Consider the following 13,588-nt stretch of genomic DNA (forward strand, 5'->3'; position numbering starts at 1 on the left):
CGCCCTGACAGATCTGGACGGCCGAGAGGCCCGGGCCGACGGCCCGGGCCTCTCGGCCGGGATGCAGTGCTCTCAGCGCTCTCAGCGCTCTCAGCCTTCTCCTCGCGCCGCCGCCTCCTGCAAGTACGCGGAGATCATGGCGAGGTCATTGCCGATATCCAGCACACCGTTGACGTCGGTTGTCGGGGTGGAGGCGCCGTTCACGCCCGCGAAGAAGACGTCGAAGCGGCCGTTGCCCTTGTCCAGGTAGCCGGCGATCGTGATGGCGCCGACGGCCAGGCGGTTGTTGAGCGCATCCAGCCCGACGGCGGCGCCGGTCTTGGCGAACACCTTCCCGCGGGCGGCGCAGTGGGTGCAGTTGTCGGCCAGCAGGCCGTCGACGCCGAGGATGGGCAGCGCATTCCGGAAGACCTTGGCCTCGGGGGTGTGCTGCCAGTACGTCAGCAACTGCACCACGGCCTTGGGCGTGGTGCGGTCGGCGGGGTTCCCGCCCCGGCCGTCCAGGAGCTGGACCTGTTTGCGGTCGACGCCCGCGCGATCCAGGAAGCCGGCCAGCACCGGGAAGCCGTCCATGCAGTGCTTGCTGCCGGTCGCGACGGCCATCAGACAGATGGCGAGGTTGCCGCCCAGGTTGTGGCTGACCTTGAAGATGAGCTTGGCGTACTGGGAGAACGGCGGCGAGGTGTAAAGAGCCACGCGCGGGCGGCCCTTGTACGAGCCGGGGAGTTGCCCGACCGGGTTGGCACCGGTCGGCTTCGCCGTCACCTTCACCCCGGCCCGCCCCAGCGCCTCGATCAGCGCGGTGCGTCCGAAGGCCGCCGGATCGGCGATGGGCGACACCTTCAGAGCCGGTTCGGAGCCGGCCGCGACGGTGCCGGAAAGCCGGATCCGGGTGCCGTTGTCGGAGGTCGTCACCTGGATGTCCGTCGGCTGCCCCGCCGCCACGGTCTTCACCGACGACGTGACGCGGTACGGGGCGACTTTCGGCCGCCAGTCCAGTTGTGCGGGCGCGCCGGGGTGGGCCCCGGGGGTGGTCAGCAGGTCGATGAGATTGTCGTTGACCATCAGCGGCGTCGGTTCGGGGATGAAGGTCGGCTCGGGCTGGAAGAGCCGGTCGTCGACGACCACGTTCCCATTGACGCGGGTGATGCCGGATTTCCGTACCTGCTGCGCGAGCTTGTTGATCCCGGCGAGCGGGTTCTCCGGAGTGAGCGTGGCGCCGGGGAAGTCGTTGGCGTACGTGTGGTCGAGGTCGGTGTAGTCGACCGTGCCGTCGGGGCGGGTCCTGCCGCCCATGGTCAGGTCGCCCTGGGCGACGAGGCCGAGGTTGCCGTTCAGCGTGGTTCCGCGGCGCTCGCCGACCGCGTAGACCGGCGTCTTGAAGCGGTGGCCGCCGCCGAGGGTGTCCCACTCTCCGGAGGTGCCGAACAGCTTGGCCACCGACCCGGGGATGAAGAACTGTTCGGCGAACCGGCTGTGGATGACCCGTCCGTTGTCCGGGTCCTGCTGGAGCAGGCCCCACTGGGCGTTGGGGTAGTCCGGCTTCCGCATGATCTCCGTGATCCGCGGATCGAGCCGGCCGGAACCGCCGTGGTCGGGCGACGAGGCCGCCTGGGCTGCCCCGCCCGAAGTCAGGGCCAGGAGCAGCAGGGCACAACATCCGGCGCCAAAGCGATGCCGAAGGGACCCGGAATTCTCTCCACGCACTGCGATACGCACTGTTCGTCCCGATGGTTTCCTGTCCATGGCGTCAGGTATGGACCCCGATGGGCGCCGGAGACGGGCGGCGCGAATGGTTGTCACCCGAACGGCACGGCGCATTCGTCGAAAGGCGCAGCGAACGCCCGGTCGACACGGCCGGTCGGCGACAGCGGCCGCGCTTCAGTCTCAAGGGGCCTGCCCTCAGCGGCTCGGACAGCGCGCCCCAAGGTGCGCGACCGCACCGGCGACAGAGTCGGGGTGTCGGAGTCAGGGTGCCTCCTGTCTGAGCCATCTGCCCGGGCGGGGCGAGGACCGACGCCAGGGCCGCCGCCGTCATCCGTGAGGTCAATACGCCTGTGACAGAACGAAGACGTCGCGGAGGACGGCCTGTAACCCGGTGCGAGATAGAAATACTTCAGTCCGCACGCACCGACCGCACTCTTTCTGGGGGAACACCGTGAAGTACACCCGCATCACTGCTCTCGCCGCCATCAGCCTCGCCGCCACCCTCTCGCTCACCGCCTGCGGCAACGACGCCTCCGGAAAGAACGCGTCGTCCCAGGGTTCCTCGTCCTCGGCTTCCTCCTCGGACGGTGGCTCGAAGTCGGAGAGCGGCACGGGCTCGGCCTCTTCGACCTCTTCGTCTTCTTCCTCCTCGGGCGGCAGCTCGAAGTCGGAGGGCGGCTCGGGCTCCGGTGAGGACACCAAGGCCGGCGCCGCGAACGGCGCGACGACGACCGGCAGCAAGGTCACGTTCTGCAAGACGGAGGATCTGGCCATCGACGCCCAGGACTCCTCGCCCGACGCGACCACCGGCACGATCGACATCACCATGATGAACCGGGGTTCGACCACCTGCTCGGCGTCGGGCTTCGCCGGCGTCGACATCAAGGACTCCGACCACACCTCGGAGCCCATACCGCGCGGCCACGCCGTGCCGCGTATCACCACCCTGAAGCCCGGCGATGCCGCTGTCTTCAACCTCTCCTACACCATCGACCCCAGCGGCAACAGCCTCACGCACCCGACCAACATCGAGGTGACGCCCCCGAACGAGACCCACACCGTGAGCCTGAAGTGGCCTGCGGGCGCTGGGCAGATCAAGGGCAGCTACGCCGACGTCGAGGTCTACCCCACGCACACGACCAACTAGAGGTAGTGCCAGCGGCCAGCGGCCAGCGGCCAGCGGCCAGCGGCCAGCGGCCAGCGGCAAGCAGCCAGCTCTGCGGCAACGTCCCGCCGGCTCACGCCCCTACGCAGCACGTGGACAATGCCCCGCCGGGCCGGTCCCCTCGTAGGACACGATCCAAGACTGCGACGAGTACTTGTCGCTTCGTTGTTCCGGGCATCAAATGACCGCCCGTAGTCACTTACGGGCCGGGTCACGGGGCGGCAGCCCGCCGGACACAGGCCCTTCGCAGCCGGAAGTGCGCACCCGATTACCTGTGCAGTGCCACAGGACACACGTCTCTGCACCGGGTCGCGAACACCCGCCGCACGCCACCCCTTCGGGCGCCAGGCCATTTACCTTCCCCACCTGGTCCTGTCCTCTCACGCCGCGATTCCTTGGCGGGGAACGCGCGCGAGGACGCGGACCAGGAGTGGCTCTACGACGATGCGATGGACGGGATCGATGAAAATCCCGTCGCGGAGGGTCTCGGCATCGCGCGGCGGATCTCGGCATCGCGCCCATGCCGGTCGGACCGTGGTTCACGCCCTCCGACGACCGCCGGTACGTCCATCCGTATGCCGCCGACGCGCCCGCAGCCGAGATGAACTGAGCGCCACAAGAGGCGAGGGCTTTGGAGCTTCGGTTCTGTAGAGCCGTTGTCTGTAGAGCAGTTGACAGGGGCGCACCTCTGTCGCGTGCGCACGGTCTTCAGCTCGAACGACCCCGCGCCGTCGCAGGGAACGGGTTTCGCCCCGCGCCGACCTCGGCCAGGAACTCCTTGCAGCGGGTGCCGTTGCGGCTGTTGCCGCCGTTCTTCCCCGCCGGATCGTGCCGGTCATATCCGAGCTGATCGGCGATCTCGCCCCCCAGGGACGAGTCCAGCAGCCGCTTGGCCGGCTGCTGCCAGAGCTCGGCCTGGGCGCCCGCAGTGTGACGCAGGTCTCATGATGTGCGTGCAGCAAACGGGACCGCTTTCCCGTCGAGGAGGGGTGACAGGAAGGGATGGGGATGTGGACCTGGCAACCGAGCACGATGTCCGTATCGGAATCAGCAAGTCCGGACCGGCGGAGTCGCAGTACGACTTCCACGGCTTTGTCGTCGCCCGGTCGGCCGTACTGTTCCGAGGTGCCCTCGTCCTGACGGGGAATCACGAGGCCGCGGAGGACCTGGTCCAGGAGACCCTGGAGCGGGCCTGCCGCAAGTGGCGCACCATCGCCGCCAAGGACTCTCCGGAGGCGTACGTGCGGCGGATCATGGTGAACCTGGCCAACGACCGGTGGCGGAGGTTCCGCCGCATGGTCCCGCATCAGGACGGCGACCGTGCCGCCCCCGGGGACCAGTACGGGCGAGTGGACACGAGGGACCAGTTGGTCCGGGCGCTCCAGGGTCTGCCGATGCGCATGCGGACGGTCGTGGTGCTGCGGTATTTCCATGAGTTGTCGGATGACGAGATAGCGGCTGACCTGAAGATCTCGCCAGGCACCGTGCGGTCCCAGCTCGCTCGCGGTATGGACAAGCTCAGAGGCCAGTTCCCCGCACTCTCCAGCCCTTCAACACCGCAGCCGACGGAGGGAGTCCAATGAGTTCACACGATTCGCCGCCGTCCGGCTGCACATCCTTCGAGATGGAACTGGTGAATGCCATGAACGACTTCGTGAACACCACCCCGACGCCGCACTTCGATACGGCCACCATCGCGCGCGGGGCTCGTCGCAAGCGGGCCACGGCCATCGCGGGCATCGCCACCGCCCTCGTCGTGGCCGGTGCGGGCACCGCCCTGGCGGTCGGCGCCGTCGGCAGCGGTTCGGACACCGCGCGGCCGGCCGCCGCTGCCGCCGCCGACAGCACCACCTTGCTTGTCCGCACCAGCGACGGCGGGACCGCCACGGAGCGGCTGGCCGGCGTGAGTTCGGCGAGGGCCAGGGTGTCGCTCGTCCACTTCGGCCTCACACCCAAGTTCACCCGGGTCCAGAAGGCCGACTGCACGAAGCCGGAGGACGCAGTGGTCTCGCTCTCGCCGCATGCCCCGACGGTCGTGCACGCGGGCGACACGGTCCTCGTAACCACCTGCTACCGCTGACCCCGGCGGAACCGGCCTGACCGAGCCGGGCCGACCGGACAGAGGCAGGACAGAGGGTGGTGGCCCCGTCGGAACCGGGGCCACCACCCCCCTGCATTCCACCACGCGTCGCCCCTGGGACGGAGTGCGTCAGCATCGAGGTGGAAGGACCGGACGCGTTCGGGGGCCAGGTCCAGCGCGCCCGAGGCGAGGGGCCGGCCTCCGTGCGATCACCAGTCTTCATGCGGAGCCTCCAACTCCTGGAGCCGTCCCCGATTTTGTCGGCACGCGTGTACTAACGCTTTTCGGGCCGGCCGTCGTACTCCTCGCGGGTGGTGCGGACATCCTCGATGTGCTGCACGGACCACTCCGTGAGCGCTTTCAGGGAGCCTCGCAGCGTCTGGCCGAGCGGCGGCGTCGGGGCGTACTCCACGCGGATCGGCGCCTCCGGGTACACCGTTCGCAGGATCACGGGCTCAGATCGTGCGGCTCCTGTTCGTACTCCGCGATGTCCATGGCCCCAGCAGAGTTGGGGCTTGCGGCACTAAGCGCTGCCAGGCATCGAGCAACCTGGCCCCTTGAGCGGTCTGGACGACAGAGAAGCCCCAGGGCGCTGACCTGGGGCTAAGTAAGGGAGTGAGTGACGGCAATCGAACCCGCGCTCTGAGCTTGGGAATCACCGGCCCTTTGCTTGCACCGGCAAGCTGACCAGGAGGAGACAGATGCCAGGGTGAACCCTAAGGGCTCACCCTGGCACCCGTGGGTCCCCGCCCAGTCGGGCACGGACATTTCTGATCCGTAGATCTAGCCGGATCGGTCGGGGATGGCTATTTCGGCTGCTACCGAGCCCTGGAGGGGCACTACCGGACGCGGGCGATTGCCGGGGTTGTGGTATCTGGCTGCTGTACCGCAGGATCCAGACGGGGGTGTGACCATGGAACGGCATGAGCTCGAATCGCTGTTGGTCGGTGATGACGAGGCGTCAACGATAGCTCTTGCCACCCTCCGCAGCGGCGCCACCTACTGGGTGGGAGACCGAGCACAACACGCAGGCCAGCATGCCGGAGTCTTCAAGGGCCGACTTCAGCGCATGCGGAAACACGGACTCGAACCTCTTTGGCTGGAACGAGCAGTTCAGCTCGTCCGCGAGCATGGCCGGCCAGTGCGCACAGGGCTGATCGATTCTGCCGATCGGGCATGGACCACGCTGTTCTTCCTCACCGAGGACGGCAGCGCACTAGTGGCCTGCGCCGGCTGGCCGCTGCCACTGGTTGCCAGAGAGCCACCGCTTTAGCAGCGGGGTGGGGTGAGTTGGGGGCTGACCTGCGGATGCCTACTTCGGCGTCCACTGGCTATGGCCGTTGCTGATCGCTACGGTTTCCCGCGAGTTCCCGCCCGATATGGCGCGGTTGTGGCACAGGGACTTCTGCGATCCGAAGTTATCCCAGTCTCGGGGAATGGCCTTCGTGTGCCCGTGCGAGCCGAGACCCTGTACTCGGCAAGTCACTCAACCGTTCTGGGGGATGTATGTCTGGCAACGTTCTATCCGAAGCAGCGCTAGCTGTGTCGATTGTGGCATTCGGGCTGTCGTTGGTCGCCACGCTGGCTCAGAGGCGGAGGGCCAACATGGAGATTGCTCGTGCACTCCACGTTGACTTGACCTCGGGTGTTGTGGCGGAAGCGCGCAGGCCCCTTGGTGAACTCGCGTTCGCAGTCAGAAGTGACTGGGAAGCCGAGGATGACGCGAACCCTGAGCAGGTGCTGATCCGGAGCGGTGTGGACGCGGCGGAGTTGCGACATCACTACTTCGTCTTGCTGTGGTGCTTCGAGCGAATTTGGCATGGTTACCAGGTGATTAACCGCGACCGTGTGCTTGGCCTCGGGGCAGACAAAGAGTTCGCGAGCATGCTGGGGTGGCATGTGCGGAACTGGTCCGAAGACTTGCCCGCGATCAAGCAGGCCCTGGAGACGAAAGTGGGCAAGATCCATGACGGCGACTCTGCTCGGGCGCTTGCTGAGCTGGGGGACGCAGTGTTGACAGATGCGGACATCAGAATGATGCGAAGCAGGCTGGGACAGATGAGTTTGCAGCCCATAGGCGGACCTGCGTGGTGGCATGGGTAGAGCAGGCGCTGAGCCCACCACCGTACGAACGACCTTGACGCCCTGGGCGCGGCTGCTCGGCTTTGCCTGGGTCGGAGGTGGTCGGGATGGAAGCCTTCACCACGCTCGCCACGACATACCGGCACTCGCGGACGCGGCTCCCCTCGTTGCTCAGGTAGACGGCTTTGGCGAACGAGCTGGGCCCCGTTGGCGGCTGATGGTCTTCCTCGGTGCCTATGGACCGATGCGGCCAGAGGAACAAGCGGAACTGCGTCGCAAGGATGTGGACGTGGATGGAGTAGCCATCCGTATTCGTTTGGCTGCGCCTGAGCTGACCACAGGGCACCGTGCGCTTGGGGGCACCAAGTCGCAAGCGGGTAAGCGCCTCGTGGTGCTGCGGCGGCATCTCGACTGGTACGCCGAGAAAGGACCGGACGGGCTGCTGTTCGTCGGGGAGAAGGACAAGCCGTTCCGGCGCTCCACCTTCGGGCGGAAGCGGCGCAAGGCGCGTGCTCATGTTGGTCTCCCGGACGATTTCCGGTTCTACGATCTGCGTCATACCGGGCACACTCTGACGACCCGATCGGGTGCCACGCTGAAGGACACGATGGCGCGTGCCGGTCAGTCCTCGGAACGGGCCGCGCTGATCTATCAGCACTCCGACCAGGAGCGGCAGAAAGAGGTGGCCTCGGGCCTGGACTCGATGGTCAGGCGGGAACGCCAGAAGGGCGCTACCGGTACCGAGGATCATCGATCGGGCACGCAACGGGCACGAGAGTCTTAGACTGGTCTGGACAACACAAAGGCCCGGGCTGGGGATCACGTCCCTGACCTGGGCCTTGGCTGGTGGAGCGAGTGACGGGAATCGAACCCGCGCTCTGAGCTTGGGAATCACCCGGGGCTTGAGCCGGGTCGTGTCCGCTGACCTGCGGAAACAGTCGCGGGGCGGTGCTTTTTAAAGGCCCGCCGGGCACCTTAGTGACCGCTGTTTACCGCCCCTCCTGGCACGTTATGGCACGCGGCGCGGCATCGCGTGCGTGTCATGTGGTGAGGCGTGGCAACCCGCCATCGGCTCCCGGCGAGTGAATTACCGGCGAACCGCCGGAGTTCCTCGCCGCGGCCCTGCTGACCGGAGTACGGAAGCTTCCGCTCAGCCTTGACCGTTGACTGACCGAGGTGTTCCGTGCCACGAGGCGCGAAGCCACAAGGCTGCTGTGATCACGCATGGAGCAGGGGGGTGGATGTGATCTTCGCCAGCGATGTGTACGAGAAGAGTCGTCCGTGACTGATGATATGTACATCGCATGATGAGTCAGTGGCCCGGCGCCTGATCAGAAGGGTGGGCCGCTGACAAGCGCTGGGACAGAATATCAGTCGTCCAGTATCTGCCTGCAAAGTTGCGTGAAGGCGTCCAGTGCCTCATAGCTGCTTTCCTTGTGTCGCAACACCTCCGGTATGCCCACTGACATGTGGGCTGTGCGCATATATTGGCCCTCATTTGTAGCGATGGCGAGGGATAAGCTGTTCGCCCACACTCGCACGGCTCCTACGAGTTCCAGTGCTGCGGAATCGGATCTTGCTGGCCCTTCCAAAGCAACCAGACTCATCGGAGCGTCCAGCTTGGGTGCTAGCTCGCAGAACTGTTCCATAAGATCGCTAGCATTCGGCTCATCGTCTTCGTAGGCGTCCGTGGCTCTGCTGCCTACCCTGATCGCCTCAGAGGTTTGGCTCACAAGTTGGCTGTAGGCATCACGGCGCTGCTGACGACGCCAGTGCTCGTGCTGACTCTGCCGTTGTTCCCTACCTGCGAGCCGTGTAGACCCCAAGGTGCCCACGACACCGATGAGGCCGCCCACAAGTACACCTACTAAGCCCGCTGTGCCTTGGTCCATGGCGCCAGTAAAGATGAGTTCATCGGCCTGCGGGTGCCCTTCGGGGCATAGGTGAGGGTGGCGGGCCGATGCTTGATGAACTTGCGGTGCCCCCCCTTTGGTCCCGTCCGCGGGCGACAGAGGGCACGTACTGTCTCCAGTACGTGCCCTCTGGTTTGCTATTTTACAGCTGTCAGAGTCGCGGGATTTGAACCTAAACCTCTTCGTCCCGAATGAGGTTCGAGTAAGATTGATGCCTGCCAATTTTGCAAATTTGCAGGCCAGGGGGATTGTCTGAGTTGGTGCGGCGGTGCCTCGATCGGACTTCGAAGGGAGAACATCTCCCAGATTTCTCCCAGGCGTGGAGGGCTGCTGCATTCTGGGTGCGTCTTGGCAACGATTGCTGGCGCGAGTTTGCAGGTTCTGTCGGGTTCACGTTGGGAGATCGGGGAACACCGGTGCGGTCATGGTGGCTCGGTTGCCTCTGTGGAGTCCTCCGGGAGATGGCCGTACAGGCGGTACCCCATCTCGTCAGGGTGCCGAGTGACGCGGGCCAGCCGCCAGGCTGCCTCGTACGACATACGTCCGTGGTTCTGGGTATGGAGCCGCACCGCCAGCAGGCTGGTGACCGGGTCGAGAAACCAGCGCAGGAGCATCACCTTCACTGGAACTCGCCGGCTATGGCGGTGAGGGCGCGGGAGGCGTCCTCACCGCCGAATGCCTCTACGGTGCCTGCGAGTAGGACGAGTAGTTCCTTGCATCCTTCGGGGGTCAACTTGCTGACGAAATCGTGTATCACCTGAGCGACAACGACCCACCGCTGTCCGGGCTGCCACTGTCTGACTGTGCGGACCAGATCTTCGAGATCCGTACCGGCTGGCGGTCCGCCGAGGCGGGGCCAGTTCTCGGCTGAGCCTTCCAGAGCGGTGTAGAGCCGGGCGGCGGCGGGGCTGGCGAGGATGTGATCTCGCAGGAAGTCCTCGCGTGCTTTGGCCTGGCGACGGGCCAGCTCGTCCAGCTCTAGTTCGCGGCGCAGCAGCTCTTCCTGACGACGGTGGTTCTGCTGCAGCTGTTCCGCGGCGAACGCGGCCTTCCGGGTTGATTCGTCCACTTCGATGCTCACGGTGGCGCCCACGACGATTACGCCCACGCCTCCGAGGGGCAGGGCTTCGGCGAGTGCGGTGCCAATGTCCTGCTCGGCGGCGTCAGGACGGAGGACATCGCAGGCGGCGGCCGCCTCATCGATCACGGCTCTGACGAGCTGCCCGACTGCGTACGGGGACCCAGGGATGTGGGTGTCGTCCTGGCGCCGCCAGGTCGCTCGGACATGTGCGCAGAAGTGGAGCGTTGGGTCCGCGCTACGTGGCCGGTCTGAGAAAGTGGAGACCCAGGTGGCGCCGCCCGGCTGGGAGGCGCCTTTGGGGGTGGGGCGGCGCTTCATGCGGCCTCGTGCTCCTCTGACTTGTCTGCCTCGGGGTGTTCCTGCAGCAGAAGCTTCTGGACCTTGGCCAGATCGGCGTCGAGGAGGGAGGAGAGTTCGAGCTTCAGGTTTGCCCGGTCGGGCGAATACGGGCGGTTTTCACCCTGGACCCACACTTGTGAGCAGGTACGCAGGGCCTCACGCAGGGTCGGGCCTTCAGGGCCGCGGACGTCCACGGCCCGCCGAAGGGTGTCGAGGACGATCTGCCGTAGAGGGGGTCGCTCAAGGGCCGCATCGAGCCACAGGAAGATGGCCCGGTCGAGTTCGCGATCCCCCGCTGCTCCGGTCGCCTGACGCAGGAGAGTGCGCCACCCGGTGACAAGGCCGGCGATTGGAGGGCGGAAGTCTTCCTCTTCGTCGGTGTCCGGGCTGGTGTCACTGTGGAGCACCAGCGGCACTCGGTCGGCTTCTGGTGCAGACGACGCGGCGAGAGCCGTGAACGTTCGGTGGCCGACAGTGTCCCGGATCTTCTCGTCACCGCACCAATCGACGACGTACCCGAAGAGCGTCTTCCGGATGGAGGTGTCCGCCCACAGCACCCGGATCGCTTCGCGCAGGCTGTCCACGACCTCCGTCAGCCCGCTGTTGGCCACGTTCTTGAGACGGCGTAGCGCCTTCCCAGTGTGACGCCGCCCGAACTGTCCGGTGCAGACCTCGACGACCGCCTGTTGGAGTGAGGGCTCTTTGCGCTTGGCCCATGACAGCAACAGGGAGTGCACGTACGGAGCGCTGGCTGCGTGAATCGCTGCGTTGTCGAGCAACTTGACAGCCAAGGGCCACAACTCCTTGTCCGTGCCGTGGGCGTACCAAGCCGTGACGATCTCCTCTAATGGTTCTTGTCTGCGATGGCGCACGGCCCAGCGCAGCGCGAACTCACTGATGCGGCCTGCCAAGGCACGGCGGGCGTCCTTGGTGATGGTCTCCAGGGCCTCCTTGTTCGTTCCTGTGTCGTCGAAGGGGACCTGGGCGAGCCACTTCAAGAAGGAGGTGCGGGCCAGCGGGCGATCGTTCCAGAAGTACTCGATCGCGGCGTCGTCCCAGTGCGCGCGGTTGAAATGGAGGGTCCCGTCTTCCTCGCGCCGCGCATCGATGGCCTTGGTCATGGCGATCACCCCCGGAGCCTGTTGCCCGTGGACGGGGACAGGGGTGTCGCGTTTGTCGAGGGTGTCGGTCAATTCGGCGGCTTTGGCATACACATGGCCCACCGGGTCGCCGCGCAGGACCGCTGCGGTCAGGAGGAAGTTCCGTTCGAAGCTGGTCCGGACGCGGTTTTCTGGTTCGTGCCACTCGTAGAGGGCGTCCTCCCAGTTGCTGAGGACGGCCTCGACATTGGCGATCTGTTCGTCGAGGGAGCGGCGCCGCTCGGCAGAAGCCTGCTGCGCCGAATCGCGGGCTACGTCAGAGACGTCATCGGCCGCGAGGCGCTCGGCCTTCCGGTGCTCATCGAGCATGAGGGGAGTGACGTTCAAGATGTCCGTGGGAGTCATGCCGCCGATGAGGCGGCGTATGCCGGTGCTGCCGAGCCAGGCACTGACCGGGAACGCTGGCTCCTGTGCCAGCAGCCAGCGTGTGGCGATGTCGTGGGGGTGGATCTCGCCCAGATCCGGCGCGGCACTCGGCGGTGCACCGTGGCTGATTCGTCGCCACTGTTCCGGGCGGGTCAGGACGATGAGTCGGTTGTCCCGTCGGGCCAGCTGCTCACCGAGCTTTCCCAGGCCGGAACCGAATGTGTCGGCTACCTGGAAGCCGTCTTCGTCTGGCGGGAGTTCGAGCAGGAAGCCGCATCGGCGGTCATGAGGCAGGCGTCGCGCGGGGAAGTGCTGGGAGCCGCCGAAGGAGAGTGGGCGTGCTTCTGTGATCAAGCCTTCTTCCACGAGCTGGTCGAGAAGGGAGTATGCAGTCGTGGTTCTGCTGCTGTTCGGCGGGCGGTTGATAACCAGTACGGAACCCGAAGGCCGGAGGCTCTCAAGGGCCTGGGTGAAGGGGCTACTGGTCCGGTCTGTGTCCTCGGAGCGGGGCTTGGCATAAACCCTCCGGATCACTGCCAAGTATTCGGCGTCGATGGGCGCGTCTGCGTCCAGGGTCTGCTCGAACACGTATTTCGTGCCGATCATCTCGCCCAGGTTGATTAACGCGCGCTGGAGCGTGGCCGCCTGCCCGACGGCTTCGATCGCCTCGGGGGACGGTGGTGGCGTCCTGCCCTGCTCAGTTTCTCGCTGTGCTGCGGGTTCAGGGCTGTTCGGTGGGATGGCAGGGGCAGGGGGATACGACGGGAGCGCGGGTCCTGACTCTGAGCTCGCCGGCGCGGTCACTTCGGGGCGAGCGCGCGCTGCAGACTCGGTATTGGTCTCTGAGACTGCCGCGGGCGCGTCGGCGGAGGCGGCGGGGCCCTCCGTATGGTCGGTCTGGTCTTCGTTGCAGTACCGGTCGAGTAGCCGTGGAGGCACGCGCGAATCTTCGGCAGCGCTGTACGGGTTCCCGGTCGCCGGAACGGACTGCTGCCGGGCGAAGTCCTGCTCGTTGTCTAGGGTCATCGGTTGCGCCGCCTCTCAGCCGATGGTTCCGTCGATCTCGACGCCGACTTGTTCCGCCGCCGCCTCAATGACCCTCGCGGACTGGTCCACGCGCACGCGGCCCGTCCTGGAAATGTCCTGTGCGCGTACACCGACCTGGCTGCCGGTGAGCTGTTCCGCGCGCTGCGTGACGGAGACGCCGGGGCGCGAGGGCCGCTCCTCCTCGTCGCCGAAGGGCAGTTGCCGCCCGTAGATCTCCTCCAAGTCCAGGCGGAGTGCACCCAGTAGATCCCTGAGCCCCGGACCGTCTGCCTGCATCAGCGCCGGACGTGTCAGATACACCTGGAGTGCGCCGCGGGCCTCGGTGATGCGCTCGATCCGTGCAGAGGAAAGTTCAGCCGGTCGGACGGTCAACGGACCTACCTGGCCTTCGACGTGCTCCGGTTCCTCCACGGGAACCCGACCCGCACGTCGATCGAGGACCGCTCCGGCTCGGTCGAACAGGAACTTGACCGCCTCAGTGAGTGCGGTGCCGGCAAGCATGGGAAACGTCAGTGGATCCACGGATGTGCCCTCCCCGTTGATTGCGCGTCCCGCTGTGTACGCGGGCGCAAAACCTGACTGACGGTACGGTTGCTGTCACTCAGAGAGAAGGGCTGTTCCGGTCGCTCACGGTGATGTCCCGAATGC

10 protein-coding genes and 2 pseudogenes are annotated in these 13,588 nt (G+C 66.2%); 5 read left to right on the forward strand and 7 right to left on the reverse strand.

What is annotated here, in order from left to right:
* Positions 1-90: 90 nt before the first annotated feature.
* A complete protein-coding gene (gene dacB / locus OHB13_RS19460) occupies positions 91-1,719 on the reverse strand; it encodes a D-alanyl-D-alanine carboxypeptidase/D-alanyl-D-alanine endopeptidase (RefSeq protein WP_443062957.1) in 1,629 nt (542 codons plus the stop codon).
* 439 nt (positions 1,720-2,158) lie between these two features.
* Here dacB and OHB13_RS19465 point away from each other — a divergent pair, with 439 nt between their 5' ends.
* Positions 2,159-2,854 (forward strand): DUF4232 domain-containing protein, encoded by a 696-nt coding sequence (locus OHB13_RS19465; RefSeq protein ID WP_328377947.1) that lies wholly within the window; start codon positions 2,159-2,161, stop codon positions 2,852-2,854.
* Positions 2,855-3,557: 703 nt separating this feature from the next.
* On the opposite strand, the pseudogene OHB13_RS38790 reads toward OHB13_RS19465, so the two are convergent.
* Positions 3,558-3,781, reverse strand: a pseudogene (locus OHB13_RS38790) (transposase); the annotation flags it as partial.
* A 107-nt stretch (positions 3,782-3,888) separates the two neighbouring features.
* On the opposite strand from OHB13_RS38790, the gene OHB13_RS19470 reads away from it, so the two are divergent.
* Both OHB13_RS19470 and OHB13_RS19475 read left to right on the forward strand, forming a co-directional pair.
* The gene (locus OHB13_RS19470) at positions 3,889-4,455 is read left to right on the forward strand and encodes a SigE family RNA polymerase sigma factor (RefSeq protein ID WP_443063003.1); all 567 of its coding nucleotides are present in this window, start codon (positions 3,889-3,891) and stop codon (positions 4,453-4,455) included.
* On the forward strand, positions 4,452-4,952 hold the full coding sequence (locus OHB13_RS19475; RefSeq protein WP_328377949.1) for a hypothetical protein: 501 nt from the start codon (positions 4,452-4,454) through the stop codon (positions 4,950-4,952). Before OHB13_RS19470 ends, OHB13_RS19475 begins: the two co-directional genes overlap by 4 nt.
* A 274-nt stretch (positions 4,953-5,226) precedes the next feature.
* On the opposite strand, the gene OHB13_RS19480 is transcribed toward OHB13_RS19475, so the two are convergent.
* Positions 5,227-5,403, reverse strand: coding sequence for a winged helix-turn-helix transcriptional regulator (locus OHB13_RS19480; protein WP_328377950.1), 177 nt, complete (start codon positions 5,401-5,403; stop codon positions 5,227-5,229).
* A gap of 1,154 nt (positions 5,404-6,557) precedes the next feature.
* On the opposite strand from OHB13_RS19480, the gene OHB13_RS19485 reads away from it, so the two are divergent.
* Together OHB13_RS19485 and OHB13_RS19490 are read left to right on the forward strand one after the other, a co-directional pair.
* Complete coding sequence (locus OHB13_RS19485) at positions 6,558-7,055, forward strand: hypothetical protein (protein ID WP_328377951.1); 498 nt, start codon at positions 6,558-6,560, stop codon at positions 7,053-7,055.
* Positions 7,056-7,200: 145 nt separating this feature from the next.
* Positions 7,201-7,818: pseudogene (locus OHB13_RS19490) on the forward strand (tyrosine-type recombinase/integrase); the annotation flags it as partial.
* 1,551 nt (positions 7,819-9,369) lie between these two features.
* Here the strand turns inward: OHB13_RS19490 and OHB13_RS19495 are convergent.
* The 4 genes from OHB13_RS19495 to OHB13_RS19510 all read right to left on the reverse strand — a co-directional run bounded on the left by OHB13_RS19495 (position 9,370) and on the right by OHB13_RS19510 (position 13,462).
* A complete protein-coding gene (locus OHB13_RS19495; protein ID WP_328377952.1) occupies positions 9,370-9,561 on the reverse strand; it encodes a hypothetical protein in 192 nt (63 codons plus the stop codon).
* 5 nt (positions 9,562-9,566) lie between these two features.
* Positions 9,567-10,154, reverse strand: a complete 588-nt coding sequence (locus OHB13_RS19500; protein ID WP_328377953.1) for a hypothetical protein — start codon at positions 10,152-10,154, stop codon at positions 9,567-9,569.
* 188 nt (positions 10,155-10,342) lie between these two features.
* Positions 10,343-12,499, reverse strand: a complete 2,157-nt coding sequence (locus tag OHB13_RS19505) for a hypothetical protein (protein ID WP_328377954.1) — start codon at positions 12,497-12,499, stop codon at positions 10,343-10,345.
* A 435-nt stretch (positions 12,500-12,934) separates the two neighbouring features.
* On the reverse strand, positions 12,935-13,462 hold the full coding sequence (locus OHB13_RS19510; RefSeq protein WP_328377955.1) for a hypothetical protein: 528 nt from the start codon (positions 13,460-13,462) through the stop codon (positions 12,935-12,937).
* Positions 13,463-13,588: the final 126 nt, after the last annotated feature.

It is taken from the genome of Streptomyces sp. NBC_00440 (assembly GCF_036014215.1).
Lineage (GTDB): Bacteria > Actinomycetota > Actinomycetes > Streptomycetales > Streptomycetaceae > Streptomyces.